We start from the raw sequence: 11,868 nt of genomic DNA, 5'->3' as shown, positions 1-11,868 counted from the left end.
ATAATGAATTTTATTGTCTAGAAATAAAATATTTCTTAATTAATTGATTAAATTATCACAATAAAAATATGGAAGTAATATGATGAATTTAGGTAAACTTTATGAAAAATCTCCCAAAATAATTCAAAATTCTGAGAAAATTTTATTATATTCAATGCGTTTTGCAAAATTTATTTACAGAAAAAAAACCCCTACATCAAACCCTAATGAAATGTTAAACTTTTTAATAAAATCTACAAATATCAAAACAGAAGGGACACTTAGAGATATTCAATTATTATATACTGAATTACTAAGATTCATAGATAATGTCTGCAAAAAATACGATTTAGAATATTGCCTTGCATATGGAACTTTAATCGGTGCAGTACGACATGAAGGATTTATACCTTGGGATGATGATTTTGATATTATAATGATAAGAAAAGATTATAATAAATTAATTGAAGTTCTTCCAAAAGAAATTAATAAATATGAATTCTTTAAAGAAAATTGTGCACTTACCCGATTAATTAATTCTAAAGATAATTATTTTAAAGATTTCAATACTATTTACGATGAAAAACTAGGTCACGATGAATACTTTAATAGTGATCCAAAATTAGGAAAATCAACATTCTTACAATTAGGATGGTTAAAACCCATGGTAAAATTGGATATTTTCCCCTTTGATTACATTAAAGAAGATTCAATAGATTATTACACTAAAAATTACCTAGGACATAAATATTATTTTAGAAAATTATATCATAACCCAGATTTTTCTTTTGAAAAAGAATTCAATGAACGATTCGAAAAGTTAGGATTAACTTTGGATGAAACAGATTTTATAGGAGAAGGCATTGACGCATCATCATCTGATGATTTAGGAGTTTTTGAAAAAAATATTTTTTTCCCTACAAAAACTATGAAATTTGAAGGATACGACATTAAATGTCCAAATAAACCAGAAAAATTCATTGAAAGATTATATGGAAATAATTTCATGGATATTCCTTCAAATATTAGAATTCATGGATATAGTGAGTATAATTCGACTTTATTCCATTCAAAAGAAGAAATGGACAACTCATTTAAGTATGTTATTAACTACTTAAAAGAAATTAATGATAACTTTGAATAAAAATTTCTAATTAAAGAAATAACTAATTAAGATATTTACAAATAAAAATAACATATACTATGTACCATTGAATTTTCTAAACATTTAAATTTATGAAAATTAAATAATTAATTTAATAGTTAATATAGTGATTTAATGAACCAAATAAAAACAATATTCCATAACATGAGCTGGATTCTAATTTCACAAATTATAGCAAGTATTTGTGGATTTATATGGACCATTTTAATAGCCAGATATCTTGGAGTTCATGATTATGGTATTTTGGGGTTTGCAACCTCCATAACTGGAATTTTATCAATAACAACAGATTTTGGAATAAGTACACATATCGTGAGACATATTGCAACTGATTATGACTCCTCACCAAAATATTTAGGCAATGCAATCCCCCTTAAAAGTATTTTTGCTATTCTCACAGCCATTTTAACACTAGCAATATTATTGATACTGAAATGTGATGAAACTACTATAATAGTAACCCTCCTTTTTACATTAGAAATGATAATTAAATCATTTATTAATTTAATGAATGGTGGATTCCAAGCATTTGAAAAAGGAAAATACCAAGGAATTGGAAATACTTTGTTAAATGCAATATTGCTCATATTTATATTATTAGCTATTTTTAGTGATTGGGGACTTTTAGGAATAACCCTTGCTTATCTAATATCAAATATAATTGCATTAATATATATTTATATTACTTTTATCAGATATGTGTCAAAACCTCATTTTGAATTTGATAAAACCTTTTGTAAGAAAATCACAATGTATTCCATACCTTTTGCAATAACTGGAGTTTTATATTCCATTTATTACTCCGTCGACATAATTATGCTCACAAATATTATTGGGAATACCGCTACGGGAATATATAATGCATCATACAAATTAATTAATGTTATTACATTACTTTATACTGCATATACCGCAGTGATATTTCCAGTGATGAGTAAATTTTTTAAAAATGATGAAAAACTTTTAGAAATAAGTTATGAAAAATCAATTAAGTATTTAATGTTAATAATGATACCCTTGGCTATGAGCACTATGATTTATTCAACAGACCTAATATTATTGATTTACGGCCCTGAATACATTGATTCTGCTCCAACATTATCAATCTTGATTTGGACAGTTTGTCTTTTATTTGTTGCAAGTCCTGGAAATATACTATTACAAGCATCACATAAAGAAGTAACTGTTACAAAAATATATGCAATAGCCGCAGTATTTAATATTATTTTAAACTTTATTTTAATTCCAAAATTTTCATTTATCGGAGCAGCAATAACAACAGTAGTGAGTGACATATTGATTGTTATTATACAAAAATATGTAATCCATAAGATTGGACATAAACCTAATAAAAAATTATATTATGATTTAATAAAAATTATTGTTGGAACCGGAATTTTAGGAATTGCACTTTATTACTTAAACTTAAATATGTGGATAGCACTCCCAGTTGGAATAATAATTTACTTTGGAACAGTTTACCTATTAAGAGTCTTCGATGATGAAGATATGTTTATTATTAAAGAAATTTTAGGTAAAAATTAATGCATGAACTAACTAAAAATGTTTAGAAATACATGAATTGATATATAATTAAAAAAAAGACATTATATTAAAAAAAAATATGTTAGGAGAAATAATCTCCTATTTAATATATTTTTTTAAATCTTCAATTTTATCAGTTTTCTCCCATGGGAGCCCTACAATACCAAAGTGCCCATATTTAGCTGTTTGTTTATATGAAACATTTCTTAAACCTAATGTTTCAATGATTCCATCAGGAGTAACTTTGAAGTTTTCACGTACAATTTGCTCAAAAGAAATATTATCTATAATCTCCGCTTCAGTTCCAAAGGTATCTACCATTATTGAAGTTGGTTCGGCCACTCCAATTGCATAGGATAATTGAATTTCACATTTTTCTGCAAGACCACTAGCTACAATATTTTTAGCAATATACCTTGCCATGTAGCATGCACTTCTATCTACTTTGGTGCAGTCTTTTCCGGAAAATGCTCCTCCACCATGCCTTGCATATCCTCCATAAGTATCAACAATAATTTTACGACCTGTTAAACCTGCATCTCCATGAGGACCTCCAATTTCAAATTTACCAGTAGGATTAATGTGTTCTTTTGTATCTTCAGTCATCAATTCATCAGGAATGACCGCTTTAAAGAGTTTTTCACGAATGTCAGATTTTAATTGCTCCTGATTATCAGACATAGTTTCATCATGCTGAGTTGATAAAACAACAGCATCCAAAGAGATAACATTTCCGTTTTTATCATAATTAACTGATACTTGTGCTTTACCATCAGGCCTTAAGTATGGAATTTCTCCACTTTCACGAAGTTCAGTCAATTTATTAGTCAACTTATGTGCTAGATCAATTGGATAAGGCATTAATGAATCAGTTTCGTTGGTTGCAAAGCCGAACATCATTCCCTGATCTCCAGCACCACTTTCCTCTTCACCTCTGTCCACTCCCTGATTGATATCTGGAGATTGTGCGTGAAGCCTATTTACAACTTCACAAGTATGCCCATCAAATTCCAAATCAGGATTATCATAACCTATTTCAATGATTGTATCCCTAATGATTTTTTCAATTTCGTCATCAGATATATCTGCTGTTGAAGTAATTTCACCAAATACCATACAAAAATCTGTGGTTACACAGGTTTCACATGCTACATGGGAATTTTTATCCTGTGCCATATATGCATCCAATATTGCATCAGATATTATGTCTGCAACTTTATCAGGGTGCCCCTGAGTTACGGATTCTGATGTAAATGTCCTATAAATTTCACTCATGATATCAACCTATCAGTTTTATGTTCCTTCTTGCCAGTTAGCCATGTATGCTTTTTGTTTGTCTGTTAGTGAGTCGATTTCAATGCCCATTGCATTTAATTTCATGGATGCTACATTGTAGTCGATTTCATCAGGTGCTTTAGTTACTCCGACCGGCAAGTCGTTTTCAAGGATGTGTTTTGCGGATAATGCCTGTACGGCAAAACTCATGTCCATAATTTCAGCAGGATGTCCTTGTCCACGTGCAGCTGAAAGGTTAACTAATCTTCCGTCAGCCAATAGGTAGATTTTACGTCCGTCTTTTGTTGTGAACTCTTCTATGCTTTCACGTACTTCTTTGACTTCGGTTGAGATTGCTTCAAGGTCTGGTCTGTTGATTTCGACGTTGAAGTGTCCAGAGTTTGCAAGCATACATCCGTCTTTCATGTATTTGAAATCATCACCGCAGATGATGTCTGCATTTCCGGTTACGGTAATAATCAGGTCTGCCTGTTTTACTGCTTCTCTGATGGTCATTACTCTGTATCCGTCCATTCTTGCTTCTAAAGCTCTGATTGGATCTACTTCGGTTACGATTACGTCTGCTCCGAGACCTGCTGCTCTGAGTGCAAGGCCTCTTCCGCACCATCCGTATCCTGAAACGACTACGGTTTTTCCTGCGATTACCATGTTGGTTGTTCCCATGATTGCGTCGAAGCTTGATTGTCCGGTTCCGTATCTGTTGTCGAATAGGTATTTGGTGTATGCGTCGTTTACTGCGATTACTGGGAATTTCAATGCTCCGTCTGCATGCATTGCTTGTAATCTGTGAACACCTGTTGTGGTTTCTTCACATGCTCCTTTGATGTGGCTTAAAAGTTCAGTCCTTTCATTGTGTAAAACCATAATCATGTCTGCTCCGTCGTCGATGATGATGTCAGGTTTGTGGTCGAGTACCATATTGATGGTTTGGTAGTATTCCTCGTCGTCCTGTTCTCTCCATCCGTAGACGTTCAATCCTAAATCGGCGGCTCCTGCAACTGCATCGTCATGTGTGGACAGTGGGTTGCATCCAGTCATTGCGACTTCAGCTCCACCTGCCATCAATGTCAAACCTAAATTGATTGTTTTAGGTTCCAAATGTAAACATGAACCGATAGTTATTCCTTTGAAAGGTTGGGTTTCCAAATATTCCTCTTTAATGGATTCCAAAACAGGCATGTGTTTTTGAACCCATTCGATTTTTCTAACACCTTCTGGTGCTAAAGACATGTCTTTTACTTTACTCATAAAAATCATTCCATAAAAATAAGTGTATTGAAAATTGGCATTAATTTAGAATAATTATCAATCACTTTATATTATTATTTTAAATTAATGTATATTAAAGTTACATCCCATAAAAAGAATTAAAATAAACTATTTTCAAAAAAATTAAATAAAAACAAAACATAAATAACTTCAATGAAAACCAAAAAAGAAAGAATTTTTTACTACGACCTGCTAAGGGCATTTGCAATAATAGCCGTAATAATATGTCATGTGGATTTCTATTTCGGGCCTTTAAACACCCCATTTGAAGTCATTGCACAATTAACATTCCATGACATCGGAAGAATCGGCGTTCCAATATTTCTAATGATTAGCGGAGCTCTTCTTTTAAACAGAGAATATCCTAGCTTAAAGGACTTTTTAAAGAGAAGATTTGCCAGAATCATATACCCCTTCATCTTCTGGATGATTCTAATTACATTGACCAATTTCCATTTCCACAAACCCTACACATACATGTGGAATGTGTTTATCGGAAATCCATCCATAATGTGGTATTTCTGGACTTTGATTGGAATTTATCTTGCAATTCCTCTCATTAACGTATTCATTAGGGAGTATGGTGAGGACGCATGCAAATATTTCCTGGCAATCTGGTTTATTTTCATCATTTTAAATACCTTTAAGTTATATCCGCTATTTCCTTACTTCAAGCTTGATTATTTTGCAGGATTTATCGGATATCCTGTTTTAGGTTATTATTTATCAACCAAACAGTTTAAATTTAACAACAAAAAAATGACTGTTCTTGGATTTGCCATTCTTTTGGTTTCACTGGCCATTTTTGTCGCATACACCTACAGCAACAGCTTAGGTTCCGTTGAGCTGATGTATCAAAACATTTTGGTTGTCGCAATGGGAGTTGGATTGTATCTTTTCATTGAATATTTGGATAAGGAAAACAGATTCGATTCAATCAAAAATAACGCTGTGGGCAAGACAATCAGTTCAATAAGCCTTTACAGTTATGGAATGTATTTTTCCCACGTCATCGTAATCATGTTCATGTCAAAAATAAACCCGCACTCAAACATCATGTTCCCCTTAATGTTTGCTGCAACCATATTCCTATCCTGGATTATGCCTTTCATCGTCAGCAAAATCCCCTACCTTCAAAAAGTTTCAGGAGCATAATCCCAACGAATATTTATTTATGAAAGTCCCATTATTCAATGTTAGAGAATTGATCTCGCCCGTACTGGCAATTGCCGCACCTTTACCATAATTATTGACAAACTTATCGTTAACGCTTGTATAATTGCCTTCAACTTTAACGGCACCACCCATTATGCTAGCAGAATTGTTTTCAAAAGTCATATTCCTTGTTGTAATGGAACTGCCAGGATATATTAAAATGGCGCCACCCATATCACCATTTCCGTTTATGAGTCTAAGGTTGTTTATTGTTATGTTGACTCCAATGGGTCATTACCCTTGCTTGGCCGTTCCCGTCGAATGTGTGTCCGTTACCGTTAATGACAAAATCATTCTTATAAACTATGATACCCCAGTTAGAGGAATCCGTTTCATTATTGAATTTATAGTCTTGAGTTATATCCATAACGCCAGTTGCATTTTTGATTTCAAGATTTAAATCAGTGAATGAACCTTCATCAGTCGTATAAATGTCTTTTTGCGTAGATTCTAAGATTTCCTGACCATCATCGCAAATCACGTCACTAGAGATGTTATCTGCAGCACAGACAGCACCTATCGACATGAGTAATATTAGCATGACAATCGCTATTTTTAAAACATTCATAATATCACTTAATTAATTTTATGCAATGCCTCCTTATATAAAGTAATTCTTTAATTTTTAAAATTTTGAGTCTATAAAATTTTACAGAATTGCTTATGCATCACACCAACAATTTCCATCATCAAATAATCATAAATTAAACTCCATATTATTCAAAAATGTTAAATATGACTTGCAAGTTATTATATTTATGAACAGAAAGCTTTTGATTGCGGCAATCGCAGTCGTAATACTTATTGGAGCAGGGCATTTGCACTCACAAACAATACAACATCACAAATAGCAAATTCTGTTAATATTGATGCAAATGCACTTGAAGATATTGGAAATATTGTTGTAAACGCTACTGAGGATTCAAAGGAAAACGGATTAATATCATCCAGTTCCAGTGATTTAAATTCAATCCTAGTGACAAACAACGGAAAACTGACTCTTAAAAATTCAATGGTCAACAAGACCGGCGACACACAGACTTCAGGAGATGACGCTGACTTTTATGGTGTCAACTCAGCAGTTCTTGTAAACACCAACGGAACTTTGGACATCTCAAACGTTGAAATCAATACAAACTCAAAAGGTTCCAACGGTATTTTTGTAACCAACGCCGAAACCACCGTTGACAGCAGCAGCTCTTCCGGCGAAGCTCAAGGTGAAGGAGGACAGCCTCCGGAAGCAACAGGAAACGGCAGCGGAGAAGGTCAAGGTGCAACTGGAGGACAGCCTCCTGAAATGCCTGAAGGATCTGGTGATGGAGGACAAGCTCCTGACGGCAACGGCGGCGGCCAACCTGGTCAGGCAACAGTTTCAGGCACAACCGAAGCCAGAATTGACAATGTGAAAATAACAACACACTCCGACAAGTCAAGAGGACTTGATGCAACCTACAACGGTAAGATCACCGCTTCAAATGTCGTGATAAACACTGACGGTCAAAGCTGTGCTGCTCTTGCAACAGACCGTGGAGAAGGAGAGGTTCATGTTGACAACTCAGAAATCAACACCGGAGTCAGCAAAGACTCAGGAAGAGGGTCACCTTTAATCTATTCAACAGGAAACATAACTGCAGACAATACAAAAGGTACTGCATATGTATCACAGATTGCATGTATTGAAGGTAAAAACTCAATCGAACTAGATAATTGTGATTTAACAGGTTATGCTGGAGGTAACAGGCAGGATGGAGACGAATACGTTGATTTGGGAGGAGTGTTCATCTACCAGTCCATGAGCGGGGACGCTGATGTTGGAACATCGCTCTTTACTGCCAAAAACTCAAAACTCACAATAGCAGAAGACTCACCTGTTTACAAGGAAGCCCCTCTGTTTCACGTGACAAACACAGCATGTGTAATCAATCTGGAAAATACTGAATTGAAATTCGGCAGCGGAACATTTTTAGAGATTGCAGGTCAAAACCAGTGGGGAACAACAGGATCCAACGGCGGAGTGGCTGAAGTCAATACCGATAATGAAAAAATAGACGGTAATGTTATTGTCGATTCCATCAGTTCACTTAATTGGACCATGAAAAACACCGAGTTTAAAGGAGCAATTAACTCTACAGGAAACACTACAGTTAAGGTAGCCGACAATTCAAAATGGACATTGACTGGCGACAGTTCAGTATCAGGTTTAGAAGTTTCTGGTGAAATAGACTATGGTGAGTTTACATTAACTGTTGATGGTAAAGAGTACAACAGTTCAAATCCTTTTAAAGGATAGGAAAGATTAATTCTTTCCTAATTTTCTTTTTTTAGCAGTCAAAACCTGCTTCATATACTTCTTTTAACAGTTCAGTCTGGGATTTCGCATCACCAATTACAGTAAATACTGCCTTTTCGGTCGGATTTTTGGAAAAGCTAATGAAGTCCCTGATTCCGGTCAATGCGTTTCCGTTTGATGATCCCGCAGAAGTTATGATGTAATAATCCTTATCTTCCAGCTGGTTGAATATCGGATAGCATCTGTCGAAGAATCTTTTTAGGGTTCCGCACATTGAATAGTAGTAAATTGGAGTTGCATATACGATAACATCGGCTTCCATCATCTTATCCAATACTTCGGCAAGCCCATCTTCCTGAAAACACTTCATCTCAGGAGTCTTGCATTTATAACATGCCTTGCATGCATGGAATCTTATCTCTTCGAGATTGTATTTGACTGCCGCATTGTCTCCATCCAATGCTCCCCTTACAAATTCATCACACAGTGTGTCTGAATTTCCACCGATTCTCGGTGAGGAACTTATGACTATAACTTTCTTATTCATTTTCTATCCACTCCTTGGCTTTTGAAACATCACTCCTAAATCTCATTCCTTTGGCGAAATTAAGTTCAGGGTATGTTTTTTGAAGGTCATCCACACATTTGTCGATTCCGGAACCTCCTGATGTGCAGAAGAGCTTGATTGTCTTACCAGTCAAATCAACGCTTTCTATGAATGTGTTTATGATTGTCGGTGCGGTGTACCACCATACCGGAAAGCCAATTACGACAATATCATAATCTGAAACGTCACAACTTTCCTTGATTGGAGGTCTGAATGACTTGTCGTTCATCTCAATTGTTGATCTTGAATTCCTGTCAGTCCAATCCAAATCCGCTGGAGTATATTTTTCCACCGGTTCGATTTCAAATAATCCATATCCGTTTTCATTGACAATCCTTTCTGCCACATCCTTTGTAATTCCGCTTGCCGAGAAATATGCTACCAAAACGTTTGCCATATTATCACCTATTTTTTAATATGATTTTCATGATATATTAATGTCAACATTCGCAACAATTATTAGCAATACCTCTTTTCAAAGCAGACTAAAAATTACAAAACAAAACCAATTTAGCAAATTAAAGAAATTATCACAGAGAAAAACAATATTAAAAAATTTTAAAATTAACAAATAATATAAACCACCTCAAACAAAATATATAACATTATTAAATAATGAAGGTAATGTAAAATGTCAAAACCTGTTGTTGCAATAACAAGGCCAAAAGATAGGGCAAAAAAGGCTTGCGAGATTGTTGAAAAGTTAGGAGGAAGTGCAATTCTTGCACCTACTCTTGATTTGGAGCCTGTAAATAGCGCATCCCTAAAAGAATTAGTCGAAAGAAAAGATGAACTGGATTGGATTATTTTCACATCACCTACAACAATCGTTTCACTGAACAAATTCCATCCGGAATTTTTAAAAAGCATAAACTGCAAATTAGCCGTCATCGGAAATAAAACCGGGAAATTAGCCGAAAAAAATGGATTGACTGTTGATTTGATGCCTGAAGATTTTACTGCTGAAGGACTTATTGAAGAGTTTAAAAAACGTGAAATTACAAACCAGACCATTGGAATTCCAAGGACGGCTTCTGCAAGACCAATTCTTCCTGAAGAACTTGAAAAACTTGGAAATGAAGTGATTTTAGCTGAAGCATACAAATCTTTATTCCCAATGGATGAACAAGCGATAAAAGAGTTAATCGCAAAAATTGAAAACAAAGAAATTGATGCAATAACCTTTACAAGTCCATTGACTGTAGAAAACTTCTTTGAAATAGCTGACGATAAACAAAATCTTGCAAAACTTATAAACGACAACCTGCTGACCGTTTGCATCGGCCCGATTACTGCAAAGGTACTTGAAAAATATGGCGTTTCCTACATTTACCCTGACACTTATACTGTTCCGGACATGATGGAACTGTTATTTAAATCATGGAGAGAAGAACATGAATGATAAAATAAGCATTATTTTACCAATTTTTAATGTTGGACCTCACCTTAGAGGAGGGATTGACTCTCTTATAAACCAAACAATTGGAAATGAAAATCTAGAAATAATTATGGTTAACGATTGTTCAACAGACGGATCTGATAAGGTAATCGATGAGTATGCTGAAAAATATGATTGCTGTGTAGCAATTCATCATGAAACCAACAGCGGAGGTGCTCACACCCCCCGCAATACAGGTATTGAAGCTTCAACCGGAGACTACATAATGTTTCTGGACCCTGATGACAGATACACCCCAGATGCATGCGAAACATTATACGAAGCAGTCAAAAAATATGATGCGGACATGACCTTCGCAAGATTCAGAAGGATATTTGAATATGGAGGATACGTTCAAAAGTCATACTCCCCGTATTTGGATGATTTGGAAAGTGCGTATCCAGATGAAAAATTTGAAAGCGCAAACTTCCTTGACATTCCGGATGTGATTTGGGACAATGTTGTAGAAAGGGTTCTTTACGGAAAGACTTTGGAAGTTACATACCCACGAGACAAGCCGTTAGATATAATTCACGTGGACAATATCGAACAGGAACCGGATTTGCTTAAAATGCAACCTTCTGTCTGGTGTAAAATCTACAGAAGAGAACTGATTATGGACAATAATCTTCGCTTCCAAAAGTTCGTTTCAGGTGATGACATGGCATTTACCCTTGAAGCATTGCTCAATGCTAAAGGCATCGTATATTTAAATAATTTCATATCTTATGATTACTACATCAGAGACTTGCCTGACGACAAGTCCATTACCAATACAGTCAATGTACGTCTTCTTGATGAACTGATGGAGTCCTATATTTACTGCAGGAAAAAAACTGAAGGATTTTCAGATGATGTGCAGACAGTATCCCTCAATCCGCACCTGCTTCACTGGATGCATACATGGAAAAACTCTCCATTTACCAAAGAGGAAAACAGACTGCTATTGCGCAAAGTTAACAAACTCAAAAAGATTCATAAAACTGATTTGAAATCAAGAATGCTTCTAAGTTCAATGACAACAGCAATTGAATCCAAAATTCAACTTTCAAAGGAGTGAAAAT

The 11,868-nt window shown here is 34.7% G+C and carries 13 protein-coding genes; 6 read left to right on the top strand and 7 right to left on the bottom strand.

Going from position 1 to position 11,868, the window contains the following annotated elements:
* Positions 1 to 79: 79 nt before the first annotated feature.
* The gene (locus tag Q0P94_RS05875) at positions 80 to 1,123 is read left to right on the top strand and encodes a phosphorylcholine transferase LicD (RefSeq protein ID WP_295114698.1); all 1,044 of its coding nucleotides are present in this window, start codon (positions 80 to 82) and stop codon (positions 1,121 to 1,123) included.
* Positions 1,124 to 1,258: 135 nt separating this feature from the next.
* Positions 1,259 to 2,689 carry an oligosaccharide flippase family protein gene (locus Q0P94_RS05870; RefSeq protein WP_295114696.1) on the top strand — a complete coding sequence of 477 codons (1,431 nt, stop codon included), beginning with the start codon at positions 1,259 to 1,261 and terminating at the stop codon, positions 2,687 to 2,689.
* A gap of 99 nt (positions 2,690 to 2,788) precedes the next feature.
* Here Q0P94_RS05870 and metK read toward each other — a convergent pair whose 3' ends face one another.
* The gene (gene metK, locus Q0P94_RS05865) at positions 2,789 to 3,964 is read right to left on the bottom strand and encodes a methionine adenosyltransferase (RefSeq protein WP_295114693.1); all 1,176 of its coding nucleotides are present in this window, start codon (positions 3,962 to 3,964) and stop codon (positions 2,789 to 2,791) included.
* An 18-nt stretch (positions 3,965 to 3,982) separates the two neighbouring features.
* Positions 3,983 to 5,233 carry an adenosylhomocysteinase gene (locus Q0P94_RS05860; RefSeq protein WP_295114691.1) on the bottom strand — a complete coding sequence of 417 codons (1,251 nt, stop codon included), beginning with the start codon at positions 5,231 to 5,233 and terminating at the stop codon, positions 3,983 to 3,985.
* A 174-nt stretch (positions 5,234 to 5,407) separates the two neighbouring features.
* Here Q0P94_RS05860 and Q0P94_RS05855 point away from each other — a divergent pair, with 174 nt between their 5' ends.
* On the top strand, positions 5,408 to 6,409 hold the full coding sequence (locus tag Q0P94_RS05855; protein ID WP_295114689.1) for an acyltransferase: 1,002 nt from the start codon (positions 5,408 to 5,410) through the stop codon (positions 6,407 to 6,409).
* Here the strand turns inward: Q0P94_RS05855 and Q0P94_RS05850 are convergent.
* From Q0P94_RS05850 to Q0P94_RS05840, 3 genes are all read right to left on the bottom strand, one after another.
* Complete coding sequence (locus Q0P94_RS05850) at positions 6,398 to 6,643, bottom strand: hypothetical protein (protein WP_295114688.1); 246 nt, start codon at positions 6,641 to 6,643, stop codon at positions 6,398 to 6,400. The genes Q0P94_RS05855 and Q0P94_RS05850 overlap by 12 nt on opposite strands.
* 22 nt (positions 6,644 to 6,665) lie before the next feature.
* Positions 6,666 to 7,037: a hypothetical protein gene (locus tag Q0P94_RS05845; protein WP_295114686.1), complete on the bottom strand. Its 372-nt coding sequence runs from the start codon at positions 7,035 to 7,037 to the stop codon at positions 6,666 to 6,668.
* A gap of 233 nt (positions 7,038 to 7,270) precedes the next feature.
* Positions 7,271 to 7,456, bottom strand: a complete 186-nt coding sequence (locus tag Q0P94_RS05840; protein WP_295114684.1) for a hypothetical protein — start codon at positions 7,454 to 7,456, stop codon at positions 7,271 to 7,273.
* Between Q0P94_RS05840 and Q0P94_RS05835 the strand changes: the two genes are divergently transcribed.
* Complete coding sequence (locus tag Q0P94_RS05835) at positions 7,446 to 8,759, top strand: hypothetical protein (protein WP_295114682.1); 1,314 nt, start codon at positions 7,446 to 7,448, stop codon at positions 8,757 to 8,759. The two genes, Q0P94_RS05840 and Q0P94_RS05835, sit on opposite strands and share 11 nt — an antisense overlap.
* Before the next feature lie 31 nt (positions 8,760 to 8,790).
* Here the strand turns inward: Q0P94_RS05835 and Q0P94_RS05830 are convergent, their stop codons facing one another.
* Together Q0P94_RS05830 and Q0P94_RS05825 are read right to left on the bottom strand one after the other, a co-directional pair.
* Positions 8,791 to 9,306, bottom strand: a complete 516-nt coding sequence (locus Q0P94_RS05830) for a flavodoxin family protein (protein ID WP_295114681.1) — start codon at positions 9,304 to 9,306, stop codon at positions 8,791 to 8,793.
* Complete coding sequence (locus tag Q0P94_RS05825; RefSeq protein WP_295114679.1) at positions 9,299 to 9,763, bottom strand: flavodoxin; 465 nt, start codon at positions 9,761 to 9,763, stop codon at positions 9,299 to 9,301. The genes Q0P94_RS05830 and Q0P94_RS05825 overlap by 8 nt, the downstream gene beginning before the upstream one ends.
* A gap of 234 nt (positions 9,764 to 9,997) precedes the next feature.
* Between Q0P94_RS05825 and Q0P94_RS05820 the strand changes: the two genes are divergently transcribed.
* Together Q0P94_RS05820 and Q0P94_RS05815 are read left to right on the top strand one after the other, a co-directional pair.
* Positions 9,998 to 10,768, top strand: a complete 771-nt coding sequence (locus Q0P94_RS05820) for a uroporphyrinogen-III synthase (protein WP_295114677.1) — start codon at positions 9,998 to 10,000, stop codon at positions 10,766 to 10,768.
* Entirely contained in the window at positions 10,761 to 11,864 is a 1,104-nt protein-coding gene (locus Q0P94_RS05815) for a glycosyltransferase (protein ID WP_295114675.1), read from the top strand. Before Q0P94_RS05820 ends, Q0P94_RS05815 begins: the two co-directional genes overlap by 8 nt.
* Positions 11,865 to 11,868 lie beyond the last annotated feature (4 nt).

The sequence above is a fragment of the uncultured Methanobrevibacter sp. genome, assembly GCF_946184425.1.
Taxonomy (GTDB): domain Archaea; phylum Methanobacteriota; class Methanobacteria; order Methanobacteriales; family Methanobacteriaceae; genus Methanocatella.
The sequence above is the reverse complement of the archived record's forward strand: the minus strand, read 5'-3'. Positions and strand labels throughout refer to the sequence as shown.